At 67.9% G+C, this 20,226-nt stretch carries 22 protein-coding genes; 13 read left to right on the forward strand and 9 right to left on the reverse strand.

The window, feature by feature from the left end:
• Nucleotides 1–555: 555 nt before the first annotated feature.
• Complete coding sequence (locus tag ACO0LV_RS17430) at nucleotides 556–1,050, reverse strand: hypothetical protein (protein ID WP_424789197.1); 495 nt, start codon at nucleotides 1,048–1,050, stop codon at nucleotides 556–558.
• A 63-nt stretch (nucleotides 1,051–1,113) separates the two neighbouring features.
• Here ACO0LV_RS17430 and ACO0LV_RS17435 point away from each other — a divergent pair, with 63 nt between their 5' ends.
• From ACO0LV_RS17435 to ACO0LV_RS17475, 9 genes are read left to right on the forward strand one after another with little or no spacing between them, the layout of a single operon-like run.
• Nucleotides 1,114–2,298: an SRPBCC family protein gene (locus ACO0LV_RS17435; RefSeq protein WP_424789198.1), complete on the forward strand. Its 1,185-nt coding sequence runs from the start codon at nucleotides 1,114–1,116 to the stop codon at nucleotides 2,296–2,298.
• Nucleotides 2,295–2,681 (forward strand): gas vesicle protein GvpJ, encoded by a 387-nt coding sequence (gene gvpJ / locus ACO0LV_RS17440; protein ID WP_424789199.1) that lies wholly within the window; start codon nucleotides 2,295–2,297, stop codon nucleotides 2,679–2,681. Before ACO0LV_RS17435 ends, gvpJ begins: the two co-directional genes overlap by 4 nt.
• Nucleotides 2,678–3,433 carry a GvpL/GvpF family gas vesicle protein gene (locus ACO0LV_RS17445; protein ID WP_424789200.1) on the forward strand — a complete coding sequence of 252 codons (756 nt, stop codon included), beginning with the start codon at nucleotides 2,678–2,680 and terminating at the stop codon, nucleotides 3,431–3,433. Before gvpJ ends, ACO0LV_RS17445 begins: the two co-directional genes overlap by 4 nt.
• A complete protein-coding gene (locus ACO0LV_RS17450; RefSeq protein WP_424789201.1) occupies nucleotides 3,430–3,678 on the forward strand; it encodes a gas vesicle protein GvpG in 249 nt (82 codons plus the stop codon). Before ACO0LV_RS17445 ends, ACO0LV_RS17450 begins: the two co-directional genes overlap by 4 nt.
• Before the next feature lies 1 nt (nucleotide 3,679).
• Nucleotides 3,680–4,558, forward strand: coding sequence for a gas vesicle protein GvpO (gene gvpO / locus ACO0LV_RS17455; RefSeq protein ID WP_424789202.1), 879 nt, complete (start codon nucleotides 3,680–3,682; stop codon nucleotides 4,556–4,558).
• 27 nt (nucleotides 4,559–4,585) lie between these two features.
• Complete coding sequence (locus tag ACO0LV_RS17460) at nucleotides 4,586–4,981, forward strand: gas vesicle protein (protein WP_424789203.1); 396 nt, start codon at nucleotides 4,586–4,588, stop codon at nucleotides 4,979–4,981.
• Between the two features lie 58 nt (nucleotides 4,982–5,039).
• Entirely contained in the window at nucleotides 5,040–5,954 is a 915-nt protein-coding gene (locus tag ACO0LV_RS17465; RefSeq protein WP_424789204.1) for a gas vesicle protein, read from the forward strand.
• On the forward strand, nucleotides 5,951–6,274 hold the full coding sequence (locus ACO0LV_RS17470; RefSeq protein WP_424789205.1) for a gas vesicle protein K: 324 nt from the start codon (nucleotides 5,951–5,953) through the stop codon (nucleotides 6,272–6,274). Before ACO0LV_RS17465 ends, ACO0LV_RS17470 begins: the two co-directional genes overlap by 4 nt.
• The gene (locus ACO0LV_RS17475) at nucleotides 6,271–7,047 is read left to right on the forward strand and encodes a GvpL/GvpF family gas vesicle protein (RefSeq protein ID WP_424789206.1); all 777 of its coding nucleotides are present in this window, start codon (nucleotides 6,271–6,273) and stop codon (nucleotides 7,045–7,047) included. Before ACO0LV_RS17470 ends, ACO0LV_RS17475 begins: the two co-directional genes overlap by 4 nt.
• On the opposite strand, the gene ACO0LV_RS17480 is transcribed toward ACO0LV_RS17475, so the two are convergent.
• Complete coding sequence (locus ACO0LV_RS17480) at nucleotides 6,994–7,386, reverse strand: STAS domain-containing protein (RefSeq protein WP_424789207.1); 393 nt, start codon at nucleotides 7,384–7,386, stop codon at nucleotides 6,994–6,996. The two genes, ACO0LV_RS17475 and ACO0LV_RS17480, sit on opposite strands and share 54 nt — an antisense overlap.
• Nucleotides 7,387–7,743: 357 nt before the next feature.
• Nucleotides 7,744–8,013 (reverse strand): GlsB/YeaQ/YmgE family stress response membrane protein, encoded by a 270-nt coding sequence (locus tag ACO0LV_RS17485; protein WP_424789208.1) that lies wholly within the window; start codon nucleotides 8,011–8,013, stop codon nucleotides 7,744–7,746.
• 142 nt (nucleotides 8,014–8,155) lie between these two features.
• Here ACO0LV_RS17485 and ACO0LV_RS17490 point away from each other — a divergent pair, with 142 nt between their 5' ends.
• The 4 genes from ACO0LV_RS17490 (at nucleotide 8,156) to ACO0LV_RS17505 (ending at nucleotide 14,045) form a co-directional block, all read left to right on the forward strand.
• A complete protein-coding gene (locus ACO0LV_RS17490) occupies nucleotides 8,156–9,100 on the forward strand; it encodes an ATP-grasp domain-containing protein (protein ID WP_424789209.1) in 945 nt (314 codons plus the stop codon).
• Nucleotides 9,101–9,104: 4 nt separating this feature from the next.
• On the forward strand, nucleotides 9,105–11,603 hold the full coding sequence (locus ACO0LV_RS17495) for a glycoside hydrolase family 95 protein (protein ID WP_424789210.1): 2,499 nt from the start codon (nucleotides 9,105–9,107) through the stop codon (nucleotides 11,601–11,603).
• Between the two features lie 51 nt (nucleotides 11,604–11,654).
• Nucleotides 11,655–13,664 carry a beta-galactosidase gene (locus ACO0LV_RS17500; protein WP_424789211.1) on the forward strand — a complete coding sequence of 670 codons (2,010 nt, stop codon included), beginning with the start codon at nucleotides 11,655–11,657 and terminating at the stop codon, nucleotides 13,662–13,664.
• 195 nt (nucleotides 13,665–13,859) lie between these two features.
• Nucleotides 13,860–14,045 (forward strand): hypothetical protein, encoded by a 186-nt coding sequence (locus ACO0LV_RS17505; RefSeq protein ID WP_424789212.1) that lies wholly within the window; start codon nucleotides 13,860–13,862, stop codon nucleotides 14,043–14,045.
• Between the two features lie 178 nt (nucleotides 14,046–14,223).
• Here the strand turns inward: ACO0LV_RS17505 and ACO0LV_RS17510 are convergent, their stop codons facing one another.
• The 6 genes from ACO0LV_RS17510 to ACO0LV_RS17535 form a co-directional block, all read right to left on the reverse strand.
• The gene (locus ACO0LV_RS17510; RefSeq protein WP_424789213.1) at nucleotides 14,224–15,180 is read right to left on the reverse strand and encodes an ABC transporter substrate-binding protein; all 957 of its coding nucleotides are present in this window, start codon (nucleotides 15,178–15,180) and stop codon (nucleotides 14,224–14,226) included.
• A gap of 40 nt (nucleotides 15,181–15,220) precedes the next feature.
• Nucleotides 15,221–15,943, reverse strand: coding sequence for an ABC transporter permease (locus ACO0LV_RS17515; protein WP_424789214.1), 723 nt, complete (start codon nucleotides 15,941–15,943; stop codon nucleotides 15,221–15,223).
• Nucleotides 15,940–16,596, reverse strand: coding sequence for an ABC transporter permease (locus ACO0LV_RS17520; RefSeq protein WP_424789215.1), 657 nt, complete (start codon nucleotides 16,594–16,596; stop codon nucleotides 15,940–15,942). Before ACO0LV_RS17520 ends, ACO0LV_RS17515 begins: the two co-directional genes overlap by 4 nt.
• A complete protein-coding gene (locus ACO0LV_RS17525; RefSeq protein WP_424789216.1) occupies nucleotides 16,593–17,414 on the reverse strand; it encodes an ABC transporter ATP-binding protein in 822 nt (273 codons plus the stop codon). The genes ACO0LV_RS17520 and ACO0LV_RS17525 overlap by 4 nt, the downstream gene beginning before the upstream one ends.
• A 376-nt stretch (nucleotides 17,415–17,790) precedes the next feature.
• Nucleotides 17,791–18,672, reverse strand: a complete 882-nt coding sequence (locus tag ACO0LV_RS17530; RefSeq protein WP_424789217.1) for a sulfite exporter TauE/SafE family protein — start codon at nucleotides 18,670–18,672, stop codon at nucleotides 17,791–17,793.
• 15 nt (nucleotides 18,673–18,687) lie between these two features.
• Entirely contained in the window at nucleotides 18,688–20,109 is a 1,422-nt protein-coding gene (locus ACO0LV_RS17535; protein WP_424789218.1) for an MBL fold metallo-hydrolase, read from the reverse strand.
• Nucleotides 20,110–20,226: the final 117 nt, after the last annotated feature.

Consider the following 20,226-nt stretch of genomic DNA (forward strand, 5'->3'; position numbering starts at 1 on the left):
CGGCTTTACGGGCCAGGGCCATCAACGGCACCAGCCCAGCGGCCGACACGAGATTGGGGTCATCGAACCTCGCCGAAACTACCGGCGACCTATGAGATAGTTGCATCTACGAGATGCCCTTCTTGCGTGGGATACGTGCCTTGAACAAGTCGTATTTTCCCAGGTCAGAGGGGCATTCTCGCTCTCACACGCCGGACCTGCGCCAGCTCACATCGGTGGATCCAGGCTAAGAGGCCGCACCGATGGTCATCTGGCCCACGGGGCCACGAATCCCGAAGTACCGACACACAGACTGGGGTCCGAGATGGACACATGGAAATTGGCAGCATTATTGGTCGGGGGCTACTTGCTGGGACGCCGTAAGAAGGGTCTGGTGGCCCTCGCGACGGCCGGCACCTACGCGGCGAGGAAGTTCTCAGATTCCGACGGCGAGTTCGAGTTGCCTCCGGAGATTAAGGAACTGGGTGAACGCGTCACCGGCCCGCTGCTCGAGGCCGCCAAGGGTGCAGCGGTCGCCGTCGCTGCCAAGGGCGTCGACTCGCTGAACACCACGCTTCAGGACCGGACCGCGGAGATGCGACCAGGGTCTTCGGAGTCGGAGGAAAGTGAGGACGAGTCGGACCAGGAGGAGCCCGAGGAGGAGTCTGCTGAGGAGGAAGCCTCCGCTGAGGAGGAGTCCGAGGAGGAGTCTCCTGAGGAGGAAGCCTCCGCTGAGGAGGAGTCCGAGGAGGAGCCTGCTGAGGAGGAAGCCTCCGCTGAGGAGAAGCCGAAGCGCGCAGCGAGCAGCACCCGGAAGAAGACCTCCAGCAGTACCAAGAGTTCCCCGCGCTCAAGCAGTAAGTCCTCCAGCAGCACCAAGAGTTCCTCCGGTGGTTCGAAGAGTTCCTCGGGCGGGACGAAGCGTTCCTCTGGAGGTTCGAAGAGATCCTCAGGCGGTTCGAAGAGTTCATCCGGCGGGTCGAAGGGCTCGTCCGGTGGCAGCAGGAGTTCCTCCTCTTCCCGCAGCACGAAGTCCTCGGGGAGCGGTAGTCGCGGCAGTGGCGGCGGCACCCGGTCCAAGAGCAGCAGCCGGTCCTCGTCCTGAGGTCGACCCGAGACAAGAAGGAGCGATCCATGGCCAAGGAATCATCCGAATCGGGCTCTTTGGTGGACCAGTTGGGGCTGGACAAACTCAAGAGCAGCCTCGGTGAGTACGTGAGCGGCTGGGGCGAGAACCTCGTGCAGCGCGGCGTCGACAAACTCAATGACGTCGCCGAGCAGGCGTCGAACGGTGGCGGAGCGGCAGGTGAGGCGGCTAAAGAGGGCGCCGAGGAACTCGCCGAAGGCGAGTCTCCGGCCAAGGCTGCGCTGTCAGCAGCGACCACCGGCGTGAAGGAGAAGGCGAAGGACGTCTTCGGTGGCGGCGGTGGTAGCGGAGGCAGCGGAAAGATGAGATTCGCCAACTTCGTGGAGACCATCGATGTGGGAATGCCGCTGAGCGTGGTCTACAACGCCTGGACGACGTACGACAGTTGGCCGGACTTCATGAAGAAGGCCGAGCATGCCAAGTTTAATGAGGACGACGGCACCGCTGAGATGAAGGGCCAGGTCTTCTGGTCCCATCGCAGTTGGGAGGCCACGATCGTTCAGCAGGTCCCCGACGATCACATTGTGTGGCGCTCAACGGGAGAGAAGGGCCATCTGGACGGGGCGGTGTCGTTCCATCCGTTGGGTGACCGACTCACCCGGATGGTTATCGTCGTCGAGTATCACCCCCAAGGCTTCTTCGAGAAGACCGGCAACATCTGGCGGGCGGTGGGCCGGCGGCTTCGGCTGGAACTCAAGCACTTCGTCCGGCACGTGATGACCGAGGTGATCCTGGATCCGGACAGCGTCGAGGGTTGGCGCGGGGAGATCCGGGACGAGGAAATCGTGCGTACCCACGACGAGGTCGTCGAAGAAGAGCAGGCCGAGGAAGAGCAGGCCGAAGAAGAACCCGAAGACTCCTCCGAGGAGGACGCTCCCGACGACGAGGCTCCCGCTGAGGCCGAGGCCGAGGCCGAGGAGGAGCCGGTCGAGGAGGATGAGGACGAGCCCGAGGATGAGGGTGAAGCCGTCGAGGAGGATGAGGACGAGCCCGAGGATGAGGGTGAAGCCGTCGAGGAGGATGAGGACGAGCCCGAGGATGAGGGTGAAGCCGTCGAGGAGGAGCCGGTCGAAGAGGATGAGGACGAGCCCGAGGATGAGGGCGAAGCCTCCGAGGAAGAAGAGCAGTCCGAGGAGCGTCCCCGGACACGAAGGAAGGCGAGGTCACGATGAGTACTGCTACTGCGACGAGGCGCCACGGAAGTTACATCGAACGTCCCTCTCCCAGTTCCCTGGCCGACGTCGTCGAGATCATCCTGGACAAGGGTCTGGTCATCGACGCCTACGTCCGGGTCTCCCTCGTGGGTATCGAGGTCCTGACCATTGATGCTCGGATCGTCATCGCAAGCGTGGACACCTACTTGCGCTTCGCGGAGGCCACCAATCGTCTCGACCTTGAGGCCAAGGGTGGACGAGACCTGCCGGAGTTGTTCGGAGACAGTACTGAAAGCGCCTCCGAGGGCAAGGTCAGTGGCGCGATCTCCGGCGCCAAGGATGCCCTCATGGGCGACGATGACGAAGAGGAAGAGGCCGAGGAGGAAGAAGCCGAGTCGTGACCCCTGGGCAGGCTCCCACGAGCGAACTCTACGTCTACGGCATCACGACCGCGGCCGCCCGCATCCCCGAGGAACTCACTGGGGTGGACGGAAGCGGGGTTCGTACGCTCGAGTTGGGTGCGATCGCCGCGGTGGTCTCGGATCTCGACGATGCCGAGGACTTCGGTCGGCCGGCAGACCTGCGTGCGCACGCCAGTGTGCTGGACGCCATTGCGATGGACGTGCCGGTCCTGCCCATGGCCTTCGGGACGCTCGTGCCGGAACTGGAGGCACTGGAGGAGATCCAGGATCCCGCCCGCCAGCAGGAGTACCTGCTCGGCCTGAAGCAGGTTGAGGGCGCGATTCAGTTCACCCTGCGTGCCCGATATGTGGAGGCGAGCATCCTGAATGAGGTGGTCGCCGGGAACCCGGAGGTATCCCGGTTGCGGGATGCCACTCGCGGTGACTCCTCCGAGGCGACGTACTACGAGCGCATCCGCCTCGGGGAACTCATCGTCGGTCAGATGCAGGAGAAGGCCAAACAGGACGCCGGCCGCATCTTGGAGACCATCCGTCCGCTGGTGCGGGACCTGCGCATGCGAGAGACCAACCAGGCCGAGGATGTGCTGGATGTCGCGCTCCTGGTGGCCCATGAGGCCCGGTCGACTTTCGAAGGCGCTCTTGAGCAGGTGGCAGCAACGATGCACGATCGGGTGACGTTCCGCCTTGTCGGGCCGCAGGCGCCCTACGACTTCGCGGGTGAGTCTCGATGAGCCTGCTCTGGAACGTTCTGAGCCTCCCTCTGGCGCCGCTGCGCGGTACCGTGTGGGTGGCTGAGCGCGTGCTCGAGCAAGCCGAGCGGCAGCACTACGACCCCGCCTCGATCCGACGGCAACTCGATGAGGTTGCCCGCGCCAGGGAGTCCGGCGAGATCGACGACGAGCGGGCGGACGCGATGGAGCAGGAACTGGTGGCCCGGCTCATCCAGTCCCGCCGACGTCCCGACAAGGAAGGTTGAGATGGCTAAGGAAACCGAGGAGAGCACGGAGACCGCGAGCAAGGGACGGGCTCGCAGTTCGGGGAGCAAATCCGGTTCGTCCCAGCGTGCCAAGGGCGGCAGCGGGCGCAGCCAGTCCCGGGGTTCCAAGACCAAGTCGGGTAGTACCGGCAGTAAGTCGGGCGGCACTGGCAGTAAGTCGGGCGGCACGCGGAGGAAGTCGGGCGGCACCGGCAGCGGCAGGAGTGCCGGGTCGAAGGCGAGCAGCAGCAAGTCCGGCAGCAGCCGTTCCCGCTCCACCAGCAGGCGTACCAAGAAGGACGACGCCGATCAGGCTCCCGAGGAGGAAGCCCAGGAGCAGGCTGAGGTAGAGGTCGAGGCCGAGCCCGAGGAGTCCGAGGAGTCCGAGGAGCAGGCTGAGGTAGAGGACGATGCCGAGCCTGAGGAGGAAGCCGAGCCTGAGGAGGAAGCCGAGCCCGAGGAGGAAGCCGAGCCTGAGGAGGAAGCCGAGCCCGAGGAGGAAGCCGAGCCCGAGGAGCAGGCTGAGCCTGAGGAGGAAGCCGAGCCCGAGGAGGAAGCCGAGCCCGAGGAGCAGGCTGAGCCCGAAGAGCCCGACGAGGAACAAACCGAGCCGCCGAGCCGTGGCCTCTCGGCCGGCGGGGCTGCTCGGGAGGCGATGAGCCAACTCGGTGAGTTGACCGGCCGCGGAATCGAAGGGGTGGTCGGCGTCGAGCGGTCCGATGATGGCTGGCTGGTCACTGTGGAGGTGCTGGAGAATGAACGAATCCCCAGCACCACCGACGTTCTCGCCGAGTACGAGGTGTTCCTTTCCGGTGATGGTGAACTGCAGTCCTACCGTCGCACCCGGCGCTATCAGCGCGGACGGGCGCGGGGAGAGTGAGGCGAGGCGGTTGCAGGAGGTGGCGCGATGACTAGTGGACCAGGTGACGCGATCCAGCCGCAGCGCTCCCGGGAAGGCACGCTGGTACACGTCGTGGAGACGCTGCTGGACAAGGGGTTGGTCCTCAACGCCGACATCATGGTCTCGGTGGCCGGGGTGGAGTTGCTCGGCATTCGGATCCGCGCCGCCCTGGCCTCGTTCGAAACCGCCGCGAAGTACGGGCTGGAGTTCCCCGCCGGGACCGATACCGACACGGTCGCCTGGCGAGAAGCCATCGAGACCAAGGAGTCCTGCCCGGAGTGCGGCAAACACTCCCCGGTAGACCAGTTGCTGGAGCAGAGTTGTCCCTGGTGCGGTTGGCAGAGTGCCCAGGCGTTGGCAGGGAAGTACCAGCCGGCGGAGGTCACCGACTCAGATGACTGAGCAGGCTAGCGGTCCTCCAGGCACTGCCGTGGGGAGCGCAGCGGAGGTCACGGAGGCGATGCAACCCACCCGCGACCCGGCGGTCACGTTGCCGGACCTGCTCGAAGTGCTGCTGAACAAGGGGGTCTATCTCAACCTGGACCTGATCATCGCCGTCGCCGACGTTCCCCTGATCGGTATCAATCTGCGCGCCACGATCGCGGGTCTGGAAACGATGTTGGAGTACGGGATGATGCGCAACTGGGACGAGCGAACTCGTGCCTGGGTGCGCGCGTCGGTATCCCGGCACCTGCCGTTGGCCACCGATGAGGACGTCGTCGCCCGGATGGCAGGTGGCTATCTGGCCCAGACCGAGCACGGATCATGGCGTCCGGGCACCATCTACCTCACCACCCACCGGCTGGTGGCCTACCGGCGCGATCCCCAGGAGATTCTCTGGCAGACCCCCCTCGTTGACATCGAGCGGGTCGAGACACGGACCGAGCGGAGCATCGGCGGAGAGGAACGTGCCCGCCTCCATGTGAGCACCGCCGGGGGCGGTACGCACATCCTGTCCGCCTCGGAGCCGGAGCGTTTGCACGACCTGGTGCGCCACCACAGCAGCCCTTCCTCGGATCCCGCGCCGCGACCCGAGGAAGCACAACCTCTGGCCGAGGGGCGGATGTGGTTCCGCGAAGGTAGTGCGGGTAAGCCCCTGTGGCGCGGCGGCACCGGAAAACTCGACGCCGAGAGCGGCCTGACCTGGAAGGGCGCCCTGGACTCCCGTCCCGCGGTGCGGCTGCGCCCGAGCGAGATCAGGTCGGTGACCCTGCGCTCCGGGGACACCCCGCTGCTGGATACGATCCTGCTCGTGCGTACTGATTCCGGGAACGTCCACCTGGCCGTCGATGACAACGAACTGTGGGCGGGCCTGATCCTGCAACTACTGCGCCGGAACCAGCCCGAACAGGTAGCGGCGGGAGCGGACCGATGACGCTGAAGGTCGACGAGAAGAGCCTCAAGAACGGCGTCCTCACGCTGGTGGTCACCTTGGTGGAGATCATCCAGGAGGCACTGGAAACCCAGGCCATCCGGCGGATCGAAGGCGGTGACCTGACCGAGGAGGAACAGAACCGGCTGGGCGAGGCGCTGATGGAGTTGGACGAGGCGATGGCCGAACTCAAAGACGAGCACGGCCTGACCGGATCCGTGGCGGACCTGCGCCGTGGTCTGGATGACGTCGTCGATGAGGTGGTGGACAAACTGATCAACCCGGACCGATGGGCTGAAGAGGCAGGTCCGGACCACCGATGAGCGCAGACCTGTATGTGTACGCGATCAGTACCCCGGCCGAGGAACACCAACTGGGGACCGGAATCGATGACCACCCACTCAGGGTGATCACCGCACCGGGGGGCGTCGCCGCCGTCGTCCATGAGCACCGGGATGGCCCGTACCAAGGTGACGATGACGACGACGTGCGCCGGTGGGTGTTGAGTCACAGCGATGTCGTGGAACGGCTCGCCGAAGCCACCGGTGCCGTGTTGCCGGTGAGTTTCAACGTGATCGTGGCACACAGCGAGGAGGACCCGGCCGAGCAGCGGCTGCAGCGCTGGTTGCACGAGAACGCCGATGACCTCGCCGCTCGTCTGGCACAACTACGTGGCCGGATCGAGTTGCGCATCGAGATCTCTCTGGACGCCGCCACCGTGGCGCAGGGGCACCCGGAGACCGAGGTGATGCGCGCGGAGATCGACGGCAGACCAGCCGGGGTGCAGCGGTTGTTACGCAAACGTCTGGAGCATCACGCCAGGGACCTGGCTGATGCTCTCGCCGACGAGTTGTACCCCGATTACCGGCGCCGGCTTGCCGCCCTCGCCGATGACCTGGTGGAGAACCGCGCCAGTCGTGCCGAACCGGGGGAGGTGCCGGTTGCCGCATTCTCGGTGCTGGCGCCGGCCGAGCGGACTCAAGCGATCGGTAGTGCGCTGGCAAAGATCCGTGACGAGCAACCGGCAGCGCAGGTCCGGTTCCTAGGTCCGTGGCCCCCGTACTCCTTCGCCGACGTGCCGACCATGACGTCCTGACCGGGAGGCCGGGGAGTCGTCGACGATCTCAACCTCCGCACCGATGTGCGTCACGTCCAGCAGGAAGCGCACAAGTCCCGGCGGGTTGAGGAAGCGCACCCGGGTGCCGGCTCCGGAGAGCCGGGAAATGGCGGCGATGGTCATGGAGTCCATGAACAACACGTCCTGAGTGTCGACGTCGACCGGCAAGCCGTAGCCGAGCGCCTCCTCGACCGCGTCATTGAGCGTGGTGATGTCGCCGGCGTCGATCTCGCCGCCGAGGGCGAGTCGGGCGCAATCGTGCGACCTGGTCAGCCTGACCCAACCCTGCGCGCTCAACCGCTCGGACTCTTCGGGCATCCTGCTCCTCGACTGGTTGACGGACGCCCTTGTGGCATCAACGTCTGGCATCAAAGTTCGGGCCGCGGCCAGGGTCCACACGTTTGCCACAACTCATCAAAAGGCCTTCGGTTTACCGTGCACTTCAACAGATCGAGGTCGACAGGAGTGTGACCAATGCCCATCAAGGAGAAGAGCACCGAGAGGGTCAGGGCGACCGAACACCGCACCGGTGACCACAGCCAACCGTGCCGTGAGTGCGGCGAGCCGACGCGAAACGCGGACCGGTACCACTACGGGTGTACACCAACGGAGATCTACCTGGGTGCTCTGTTCCGCTGATCCGGTCAGGTTCGCGCCGAACTCGCCGCAGGAAGGTCAGCGTGTGGACTTGCTCCGGCCGCTGATCGCGCCCCAGATCACCAAGACGATCACCGAGCCGAGGATGGCCAGCAGCCAGGAGGAGATGGAGAAGAACTCATCCACATCGCCCAAGCCTGTGGCTGTGCCGATCCAACCACCGAGCATCGCGCCGATCACGCCGATTAACAGGCTGGCGAGCCAGCCGCCGGCGATACGGTCCTTGAGGATCGCACGAGCGATCGCGCCAGCAATAAGACCGAGCAGCAGGAATGCAATGAAACCCATGGGGACTCCTTGTTCGATCGACGGACCGGCGCCTGATGGGCCGGTGGTGGAACCGATGGTGGCATCACCGGAGGAATCGCGCATCTTGGGGCCGCGGCGGTGACCGTGGCCGTTCGCGGTGCGCGATCGGTACGGTAGGGGCGTGCCTGAATCCCGAGTTGCCCTCGTCACCTGCGCCGACCTGCCCCGTTTGCACGAGGAGGATCGACCGCTCGTGCCCGCGCTGGCCGATCGCGAGGTGCACGCCGAGGCCGCCGTCTGGAACGACCCGGGCGTGGACTGGTCCACCTACGACCTGGTGTTGGTGCGCTCGGCCTGGGACTATGCGGCTCACCGCGACGACTTCGTGGCCTGGGCCCAGTCCGTGCCGAGGTTGCTGAACCCGCCGAACGTGTTGCGATGGAACACCGACAAACACTATCTGCAGCCGCTGGCCGACCACGGCCTGCCGGTGGTCGACACCCGATGGCTGGAACCGGAGCGCGAATTCACCAAGCGCGATCTGCACAATCGCTTTCCCGCTCGGGAGGAGTTCGTCATCAAGCCGGCCATCAGCGCCGGATCAATGGACACCGCCCGGTACCGCGTGCTGGCCGACGATCGACGCGCGGCCATCGAGCACGCCTCCCGGCTGCTGGCCGACGGCCGCTCGGTGATGGTGCAGCGCTACGTGCCCGAGGTCGATGTGCTCGGCGAGATCGCCCTGGTCTTCTTCCACGGCACCTACTCCCACGCCGCCCGCAAGGGCACGATCCTGGAGGGCGCCGAACGAGCCGAGGCCGGGCGCTACCTGCAGGAGGAGATGGAGCCCTACCGCGCCAGCCGGGAGGAGATCCAGGCGGGTCAGGAAGTGCTGGCCTTCGCCCGCGCACGCATTCCGGGCCGGTCCATCTCCTCGCGTCCGCTGCCGTACGCGCGAGTCGACCTGATCCCCACCCACGGCGGGGCCTCGCTGCTGATGGAACTGGAACTGGTGGAGCCGAACCTGTTCTGCTCCCTGGAGTCCGGCGCCATCGAACGCTTCGCCGACTCCATCGTTGCCGAACTGCGCATGGGGCCGGATCCGGCGAACATCGACCTGGCCTGACCACGTGGTTCGGAACCAAGACCCGAGGCCGACGTCGCATGAACTCCGCTTCACGACGCCCGCCTCCGATTGGTTGCAGGCGCTCCCGTTGGGAAACGGCCGTATCGGAGCGATGGTCTACGGGGACCCCTGGCACGAACGCCTCCGGCTCAACGACGGCACCGCCTGGTCTGGTGGGCCCGAACGTGAGTTCACCGATGACCGGCCCGATCCGCAGGTCTCCGCGCGTGCCCTGGCCCGAGCCCGGGGGGCGATCAGGGACGGCGACTGGTCCGGCGCCGAGGGCGCCTTGCGCGCGCTGCAGCACCGCAGTTCGGGCGCCTTCATGCCCTTGGCAGACCTTGACATCACGATCGGGCCGGCCAGGGTAGGTGAGCAGTCCTCGGCCCCTGGCAACCCAGCCGCCACCACCGACCGCACCGGCAGCCCCGGCGCCGTGATCGATTACGAGCGCCGGCTCGACCTGACCACCGCGACGCACCGCACCAGTTACCGCCACGGGGGTCACCGGGTCACCGCCACCACGTTCGTCAGCGCGCCCGATCAGGTCCTCGTGTGGACCGTCACCACCGAGGACCCCGCCGGCCTCGACGTCGACCTCGCCATGACCTCCCAGTTGCGCGGTGGCCTCGTCGGAACTCCGGGCGGAGCCGATTCGGTACTCGCCCTCACCCTGCCCACGGAGGTACACCCCCCGCACGACGACACATTCCGCGCCCCGGGTGCAGGTTCCGAGGAGCCGGTGCACTACGGCGCGGACAGCCAACCGGTCGCGGTGGCCCTACGCGTCCGGCACGACGGCCTCCAGATGCCCATCCAGGGTGGGACCGGAGTGCGCGGAGCGCGCGAGGTCACCGCGCTGGTCAGCACCGGCACCGGGTTCCGCGGCTTGGGTCGCGCGCCACGCCGGGACCTCCCGCAGGCGATCACAAGTGCGGTAGCCACGCTGGACGCGGCTGAGGCGCACAACACAGCCGAACTCGGGGCCAGGCAACGAGCCGACCACCAGGAGTTGTACGGGCGGGCCGAGGTGAGGTTCGCTCACGGTTCGAGTGCGCCCAGCGACGAACGCCTTGCGGCGGTCAATGCCACGGGCCTGCCCGAGTTCGAGCGGGACCCCGCGCTGGTGGCACTGGTGTTCAACTACGGCCGGTACCTGCTCGTCTGCTCCTCCCGGCCCGGGGGGACACCGGCGAACCTGCAGGGAATCTGGAACGCCGACCTACGGCCCCCGTGGAGTTCGAACTACACCACCAACATCAACCTGCAGATGAACTACTGGATGGCCGGTCCGGCGAACCTGCTCGAGGCGGCCGAGCCGTTGTTCGACCTCGTGGAGGCGCTGGCCGATCGGGGCCGGCGGACCGCAGCCGACCTCTACGGCGCCCCCGGCTGGGTGGCCCATCACAACAGCGACATCTGGGGTTACACCTTGCCGGTCGGTCACGGCGAGCACGATCCGGCCTGGGCGTTCTGGCCGATGGCAGGCCCCTGGCTGGTTCGGCACCTGTGGGAGCAGGTGGCCTTCGGGGCCGACGACGGATTCGCCCGCCGCGCTTTCGAGGTGGGCCGGGAGGCCGCCGCCTTCTGCCTGCACTGGCTGCAGGAGATGCCCGACGGCGGCCTGGGCACCTATCCGTCCACCTCGCCGGAGAACAGGTTCCGCACGCCCGACGGCCGCGAGGGCAGCGCCGGAATCTCCTCCACCTGCGACATCGCGCTGATCGGTGACCTCCTGACCATCGTGACCGACCTGGCCGAGCGTCTCGGGATCAACGACGACGACGTGGTGGCGGCAGCTCGTAGGGCGCTGCCGCGCCTGCCGGCACCACCGATCCGGACCGACGGCCTGGTGGGGGAGTGGGCGATGGACGCGTCCTACCCCGAGCCGCTGCACCGGCACATCTCCCACCTGGTGTTCTGCTATCCGGGCACCCGACCGATCGATCGAGACCTGGCCGGGGCGGTCTCGGCGAGCCTGGACGCCCGGGGGGATGAGTCCACCGGGTGGTCCCTGGCCTGGAAGATGGCGATGCGCGCCAGGCTCGGCCAGCCCGAGGGGGTGGAGTCCTTGATCCGCCTGGCGCTGCGCAGCAAGGAGGCCGACGCCGGCGGCCAGTCGGGTGGGTTGTACGCCAACTACCTCGCCGCCCACCCGCCGTTCCAGATCGACGGCAACCTCGGCTTCACCGCCGCACTGGCCGAGGCCCTGCTGCAGAGCCACCGCGATCGGATCGACCTGCTTCCGGCACTGCCGGCCGCGCTCGGCCCGGGTCAGGCACGCGGCCTGCTCGCCCGCGGCGGCACCGTCGTGGATGTGGACTGGGAGATCGACGACGACGGCCGGGTGGCGCTGAGCCGGGCGCGACTACGGGCCACCGCTCCCGCCGGCGCGGGCAACCGGCGGGTGTGCTTCGCCGGTGCCGGGGTGAGTGTGGACGTGCCCGCCGGCGCCCCGGTCACGCTCACCCCCGCGGATTTCGTCCCGACCGTGGCGGGGTAGGCTGCGGCCCGATGCGCCACGCCCCGTCTGAGCCCATCGGAGGATCCTGCGATGACCACCACCAACTCCTGGCCCCTGGGCGTCTCCGGGCTTGCCTACGGCTGCGACTACAACCCGGAACAGTGGCCGCTGGCCACCCGGGTGGAGGACGTGGACCTGATGGTGCGGGCCGGGGTGAACCTGGTCAGCGTGGGGATCTTCTCCTGGGCGATGCTGGAGCCGCGCGAGGGTGACTACGACTGGGGCTGGCTCGATGCGGTCATGGATCGCCTGCACGAGGCCGGGATCCGGGTCTCCCTGGCCACCGCCACCGCCTCACCGCCGCCGTGGTTGACCCGCGAACACCCGCACATCCTGCCCGACCTGGCCGATGGCACGGTGCTCTACCCAGGGTCCAGGCAGGCCTATTCGGTGTCCTCGCCGGTGTTCCGCGACTACGCGCTGCGGATGACCCGGGCGATGGCCCAGCGCTACGGCAACCATCCGGTGTTGGCGGTGTGGCACGTGGACAACGAACTGGGCTGCCACGTCCCGCACGATTTCTCCGACGACGCCGCCCGGGCATTCCGCGCGTGGTTGAGCGAGCGGTACGGCACGGTGGAGGCGCTGAACGCGGCCTGGGGAACGGCGTTCTGGTCCCAGCGGTATGACTCCTTCGAGGAGATCCTGCCGCCCCGGGTGGCGCCCCACGATCCCAACCCCACCCAGCAACTCGATTTCGCCCGGTACTCCTCCGATGAACTGCTGCGTCACTACCGCGCCCTGCGTGAGGTGCTGCGCGGAATCACGCCGAATGTGCCGATCACCACGAACATGATGCTGACCAGCCGCACCAAGTGGATGGACTACTTCGGCTGGGCGCGGGACATGGACGTGATCGCCACCGATCACTACACCATCGCCGCCGACCCCGAACGGCATATCGAGGCGGCCTTCAGCGCCGATCTGAGCCGCGGCGTCGCCGGTGGTGAGCCGTGGATGCTGATGGAGCATTCCACCTCGGCGGTGAACTGGCAGGAACGCAACCGGCCCAAGGATCCGCAGGAGATGGTGCGCGACTCGTTTTGTCATGTGGCCCGCGGGGCCGACGCGGTGATGTTCTTCCAGTGGCGCCAGTCCAAGGCCGGCGCGGAGAAATACCACTCGGCGATGGTGCCCCACGCCGGCACGGACTCCGACGTGTGGCGCACCACCGTGCGCCTGGGCCGGGCCCTGGCCGCCCTGGCACCGGTGCGGGGCTCGCGGGTGCGCTCCCAGGTGGCGCTGGTATTCGACTACCAGGCCTGGTGGGGTAGCGAGCTGGATTCCCACCCGACCCAGCATCTGGACTACATGGCGGAGGTGCTGCGCTACTACCGCCGCCTCTGGCTGGAGGGGGTCAGCGTGGACATCGTGCCGCCCGGAGCCGATCTGGGCGAGTACCGGGCCGTGCTGGTGCCCACCCTCTACCTGCTCGATGACGACGCCGCTGCCTCGATCGCCGACGCGGCTCGGTCCGGTGCCTCCGTGCTGGTGACGTTCTTCAGCGGCATCGCCGATCAGCACGATCACGTCCGACTGGGCGGCTACCCCGGTGCGTTCCGTGAGTTGCTCGGGGTGCGCACCGAGGAGTTCTGGCCCTTGCAGGCCGACGAGGTACTGCGCCTGGACGACGGCACCGGCGCCGACCTGTGGAGCGAGAACACCCACCTGGCCGGGGCGCAGGCGGTCCGCACCTGGGCACAGGGACCTCTGGCCGGAAAGCCCGCGATCACCCGCAACCAGGTGGGGGCGGGTGCGGCCTGGTACGTGGGCACCCGGCCGGACGCCGACGGCGTGCGTCGCCTCGTGCGTGACGTCCTCGCCGAGGCTCGGGTCACTCCCGTGGTGGACGGGTTGCCCGAGGGTGTGGAGGCGCAGCGGCGCCACGGCGCGGACGGCGCACGCTACCTGTTCTTGCTCAACCACACCGGCGAGGATGTGCAGGTGAGCGTGACGGGCACCGAACTGCTCACCGGAACCCGCGCCGAGGGTGCCTACACACTCCCGGCCGGGGAGGTCGCCGTCGTCCGGGAAGCCTGACCCAGCTCCCCGCCCCCCACCGCCCACTTGCCCACCCCACCCCACCCCACCGCCCCCACCCGCACCCTTAGCGGTCGAGGGCGACCCCTGGGGTCGAAAGCGACGCGCCGACCGGTCGACTATGACCACGGGCGTCGTTCTCGATGAGGTGGTGGTTCGTCGCGCCCATCAGCGAGGCTCTGACACACTGGAGGGGTGCAACGCAACCGGCTCATCTCACTTGTCCTCGTGGTCATCGCGGTCATCATCGCCTGGGTGCTGGTGCAGTTCGTCTTCACCGCACTGTGGGTGCTCCTGCGCATCGTGTTGGTGGTGATTGTGGCGGTGCTGGTCTACGTGGCTGCCTCCGCCTGGCTCAACAAACGCAGCGGCGACCGCTGACACCGCGGACCCACCCCTCCCCGCGGGCGCCGCGACCACCCAATTGGTGCCGTTGAGCGGGTCCGCCGTGCGAGACCCCGCCGGAACCGTCCAATTGGTGCCGTTGAGCGGGTCCTCCGTGCGAGACCCCGCCGGAACCGTCCAATTGGTGCCGTTGGGCGGGGGCCGCCCCGGGGCGTCAGTTCAGGATGCCGGAACCCTCCAGCCAATCGGCGGCGATGTCACTGGGGGAGCGCTGATCCTCGGTGGACTCCACGTTCATCGCCACCAGATCCTGGGCCGACAATGCCGCGCTGACCTGGTTGATCACCGGAGCGACCTGCTCGGCGATGTCGGCGTTCGCCAGCGGCACCACGTGTGAGGCCAGGAACAGCCCCTCCGGATCCTCCAGCGTGACCAGGTCCTCGGTCTGGATCCGCGGGTCGGCGCTATAGACGTTCCCCACGTCCACGGTGCCGGCCACCAGGTCCTGCACCGTGGTGTCACCGGTGGCGCTGAAGGACACCTCGACCCCGTAGACCTCGCTCAACCCGCTCGGGCCGTAGGGGCGCTCCTCGAGTTCGGCCGGACCACCCAGGGTCAGGTCCATATCCACCTCGGCCAGGTCGGCCAGGGAGGTGAGGCCGTGCTCCTCGGCGAAGTCGGCGGTCACGTTGTAGGAGTCCTGATCGGTGGCCTCGGCCTGGTCCAGTGCCACCAGGTTCTCCGGAAGCGCGGTACCGAGTTCGGCGTACACGTCCTCCGCCTCGGTGGCCTCGGTGTCCGGGTCGTAGAACTGCAGCAGGTTGCCGGTGTACTCGGGGAACAGGTCGATCTCGCCGCTCTCCAGGGCCGGCATGTACGCATCGCGCTGGCCGATGGAGAAGTTCCGCTCCACCATGAAGCCTTCGGCCTCCAGTGCCTGGGCGTAGATCTCGGCGATGATCTCGTTGGAGTAGTAGGCCTGGGAGCCCACCATCACGGTGGTGTCGGGGCCGGGCCCGGCCGGCGCGTCGTCCTCATCGGCGTCGGGCTCGGTGACGGCGCCGTCGTCGGTGTCGGGATCCTCCAGCGGGTCGGAATCCCCGCCGCAGGCGGCCAGCGCCAGGCCTGCGATCGCGAGGGTGGCTATCGCGGTGGTGGTGCGTGGGGTCATGCTGGAATCCTTCCGGGTCGGTCAATACGGGGTTAGGGCCTCAACTCGTGGCGAGTCGTTCGGAGGGCCGTCGTTCCTTCCTTCCGCGGGTGCGTCGGGCCTGGACACCTTTCGGCGTGACCACGCGCTCGGCGATGGCGAACAATGCGTCCAAACTAACGGCCAGCACCACGATGACCAGCGCAGCGCCGAGAATTTGTTCGAAGGTGCGCAGGTTGATGCCCTGCACGATGTGGAACCCCAGCCCCCAGTTGCCCACGTAGCCCATCAGCGTCACCGTCGAGACCACCTGCAGGCTCGCCGAGCGCAACCCGCCGATGAGCAGCGGCAGACCCAAGGGCGCCTCCACCTTCAGCAGCAGTTGCCACGGTGACATCCCCACCGAGCGGGCCCCGTCGATCACCCGGCGGTCGATCGCCTCGAGCCCCGCGTAGGCACCGGCGAGGATCGAGGGGATGGCCAAGAGCACGAAGGCGGTGACCGAGGCCTCCACCTTGTACAGCACCCCGAACACGAGCACCAGAAGGAGCACCAGCCCGAAGGAGGGCACCGCCCGGGCCGCGCCGGCCAGGGCCACTGCGAATCCGCGCCCGCGGCCGGTATGCCCGATCAGCCAACCGGCCGGGATTGCGATGGCGGCCGCGATCAGCACCGACACCACGGTGTAGAGCAGGTGCGTGCTGATCGCCTCGCGCAGCGGCAGGGCTCCGGTGGCGCGCTCGGGCGCGAAGATCCAGTCGATTGCCTCCAGGAAAAGGTTCATGTCGTGGCCCTTTTCGCGCTGGTGAGCGCCGTCCACGGCATCAGGAACCGGCCCGCCAGTTGCAGCAGGGCGTCGATGAGAAGCGCGATCACCACGGTGGCCACCACGCCGGCCAGGACCGAGGCCACGATCTGTCGCTGGTAACCGTTGGTGAACAGGTACCCGAGGTTGTCGATGCCGATCAGGATGCCCACCGTGGCCAGGGAGATCGTGGAGACCGCGGTCACTCTCAGCCCGGCGAGTACCACCGGACCGGCGAGGGGCAGTTCCACCTGCCAGAAGCGTTGCCAGGGGCCGTAGCCGACGGCGGTGGCCGCCTGACGCACGGAGGGCTCCACCGAGACAAGCGCATCAGCCACGAACCGGGTCATGATCGCGACCGCGTAGATGGTCAGGGCGATGATGAGATTGACCTCGGAGAGGAAACTGATGCCCAGCAGCGGCGGCAGGATCGCGAACAGGGCCAGGGACGGGATCGTGTACAGCAGGCCCACCAGGGTCAGCACCAGGCCCTGGGTGAGGCGGTAGCGGTAGGCGACCCAGCCCAACGGGATGGATAACGCCAGCCCGAGCACGATCGGCACCGCGCTCTGGCGCAGGTGCTCCACGGTGAGCCCCCCGATCAGGTCGAGGTTATCCAGGACCCAGGTCACGGGGCGCCTTCGGCCAACACACCCTTGGTCCGCCCGTTGGCGTCCACGAGCACCGTGCCGTTCCCGGTCTCCTTGAGGTGCAGTTTGCGGGCGCCGCGATTCAACCCGATGAAGTCGGCAACGAAGCCACTGGCCGGATTCTCGATGATCTCGCTCGGGCTGCCGCACTGGGCGATGTGCGCGCCCTTCTGCAGGATCACCACCTGATCGCCGAGCCCGAAGGCTTCCTCGACGTCATGGGTGACGAACACCACCGTCTTGTGCAACTCGTTCTGCAGCCGGGCGGTCTCGGTCTGCAACTCGGCGCGCACGATCGGGTCCACCGCGCCGAAGGGTTCGTCCATGAGCAGGATGTTGGGATCGGCGGCCAGCGCTCGGGCCACCCCGACCCGCTGCTGCTGCCCGCCGGAGAGTTGGCTGGGGTACCGCTCGGCCAGGGCCCGGTCCAACCCGACCGTGTCCAGCAGCTCCATGGCGCGCTGATGGGCCCGGGCGCGGGGCGTCTTGGTGAGCCGGAGCACCGTGGCAACGTTGTCGATCACCTTCTGGTGCGGCAGCAGGCCGCCGTTCTGCAGCACGTATCCGATGCTGCGGCGCAGAGCCACCGGTTCCCGGTCGGCCACGGGCTCACCGTCGATCTCGATGACCCCGGAGGTTGGTTCGACCATCCGGTTGATCATCCGCAGCAGCGTGGTCTTCCCGCACCCGGAGGAGCCCACCAGCACCGTAGTACTGCGTGGTGGGATCACCAGGGAGAAGTCGTCCACGGCGACAGTTCCGTCGTCGTACTCCTTGCGGACTGAGCGGAACTCGATCATGCCCTAGCCTCCGTCGGGTCAGTGACCTGCCGTCACGACGGTACCGGACCGGAGAGCCGGTCGCTTCCCGCAGGCCCCCGTGTCCCGCCCGGCCGCGGCGTCCCCGGGGTCCCGGCCGGGCGGCGCCCCCGGGTCCAGCCTGGCCGGCGCCCGAGGCCGAGAGTCTCACCGAGCCCGGAAGCCCGGCACGGTCATCGGGAACGTCTGGCGAACCGGGCGAAGAATCCCGTGCTGGGTTCCCCCTCGTGGCCCGGGCAGCGCTGGTGCTGCGGGACGCCTCTCAGTACTTGGTCCACGTGCTGGCCACAACCGGCCCAGGTGGTCTTGCCGCAGCGGCGGCAGGTGGTGGGACGACACATTTCGGATGGTCCTTTCGTCAGGGGTGATGGATCGGTTCAGGGTTTCGAAGGCGTGTTGACGTCCGACGGCGGTGCGCGCCGACTGCGCGCCCGCCCAGCGCCACCACGGTCACCAGCGCCGCGGCGAGCACCACGACCGCCCCGCCCGGTGCCGGCAGTTCCAGTGCGAGGACCAGGACGCCCATGCCCAGCACGAAGAAGCCGAAGAGTCGCCGCAGCAGGCCCTCGGGGACCCTGCCGGTCAACGCCGTGCCGAGGAAGGAGCCGGCGACTGCGGCGGCCGTGACCGCGCCGACCAGTGCCCAGTCCAGGCTCACCGTGGTCAGGTACCCGCCCAGGCCGGCGAATGACTTCATGGTGATCACCAGCAACGAGGTGCCCACGGCCGCCGGCATCGCCAGCCCACCGAGCAGCACCAGCGCCGGGACCACGAGGAACCCGCCGCCGGCTCCGACCAGGCCGGTGATCGCGCCCACCACGAAGCCATCGAGGACGGCGCGCCCCGCCGCCATGTCAGTGCGCCGGGGCCGGGCTGTTCCCTTGCGGCGGATCATCGCGGCCGCGCTGGTGAGCATCATGAGCGCGAAGGCGATCATCAGCACGGTGCCGGGCAGGTACCCGCCGACCAGGCCCGCACCGAACGCACCGACCATGCTCGCGCCACCGAAGACCAGGCCGGTGCGCCAGCGCACATTCCCGCGGCGGGCGTGACTGAGCATCCCGACCAGCGAGGTCACGCCGACGATGAACAGGGACGCGCTGATCGCCTCCCGGGGATCCATCCCGGCCACATAGGTCAGCAGTGGGACGGTCAGGATCGAGCCACCGCCACCGAGGAGACCGAGGCTGACCCCGACCAGCACGGCCAGGATCAGGACGACGATCAGATAAGCCTCCATCTGCCGATGCCGGTGCTACCGGGCCCGGACCGGGGTGTCCAGCGTGTCCGTGGTCTGTGACCACGCCTGGAACCCCCCGGTGACCTCGACGACGTCGTGACCGGCCCGGCGCAGAGCCGCCCCGGCCACCGAACTGCGGTTGCCGCTCTGGCAGTAGGCCACGAGCGTGCCCGCGGCGGGCAGGTCGTCCAGATGCCACATCAGCCGTCCGACGGCGAGTTGATCACTCCCGGGGATGGCGCCCTCGGCGTGCTCGGTCCGGTTGCGGACATCCAGGAGGTGGACGTTGTCGCCGTCGGTCAGGTCCTCCAGGTCGTCCGGACTCACGACCGCAGGGACCGCGGTGGGCAGTCCGGCCAGTTCGGTGGTGTACCCGGCGACGTCATCGATCCCTACCCGCACCAGGTGGGCGCGGATGTCCTCGGCGACCTCGCTGTCGGGCGCCAGCAGCACCAGGGGCGCGGTCTCCCGCTCGGGGTCGAACACCCAGGCTCCGTAGGTCGCTGCCTTGTCCGGCCCAGGGATGTGCAGCGCACCGGCGACCGTCCCCCGGTGGACGTCCTCCCGCGGGCGGGTGTCGGCGAAGGTGACCTGCTCCTCCTGCAGGGCAGCGGCGAGGCGTCCGGTGTCCCACTCGGCGAGCGGCGCCAGGGGGCCCAGCACCTGCGGGCCCTCCTTGTTCTGACGCTTCATCCGGGCGAAGTAGGCGTGCGCATCGGGCTGGTCGGCGAGGAGTTCGCTGACGAAGCCCTGCTCGTCGTCGTTGCGCAGGTAGGAAGCCCACCAGGCGAAGAGCCGTTCGTAGCCGACGGTGGTGGCCGGCACGGCGCCGAGGGCTTTGCCGCAGGCGCTACCGGCGCCGTGGGCGGGATAGATCTGCACGTGGTCGGGAAGATCCAGGAGGAGGTTCTTCAGGCTGGCGAACAGGTCCTGGGCACCGGCGAAACGGGTGTCAACCCCGCCTGCGGCCTCATCGAGCAGGTCCGGGCGGCCCAAGTCGCCGACGAAGATGAAGTCACCGGACAGCAGGTAGCCGGGGTCGGAACTGAAGGCGCCATCGGTCACCAGGAAGGACAAGTGCTCCGGGGTGTGCCCGGGGGTGTGCCGGGCCTCGATGGTGATGTTGCCGATGGCGAAACTGTCGCGGTCGTAGAGGCGGGTGCCCTCGAAACCGTACTGCCAGTCCTGCCCTCCCTCCCCGGAGAGGTAGATCCGGGCTCCGGTTGCTGCCGCCAGTTCGCGGGTACCGGACAGGTAATCGGCGTGGATGTGGGTTTCGGTGACCGCCACGATCTGCAATCCGTGCCGATCGGCCAGGTCCAGATACTCAGTGATGTCGCGGCGGGGGTCGACGACGACCGCCTCTCCGCTGGCTTGGCAGCCGATGAGGTAACTCGCTTGGGCAAGGTCCTCGTCATAGATCCGGTCAAGACGCATGAGATTCCTCTCCTCGGGGGACTGCGTTGCAGTCTCACATATACCCTGGGGGGTATGCAAGTGGAGAGATGAGACCGTCGATGTGCCCGGTGTGTCCAGAAGGCCCGACGTCGGATG

Source organism: Pseudactinotalea sp. Z1739 (genome assembly GCF_049725055.1).
Classification (GTDB): Bacteria; Actinomycetota; Actinomycetes; order Actinomycetales; family Beutenbergiaceae; genus CALKWS01.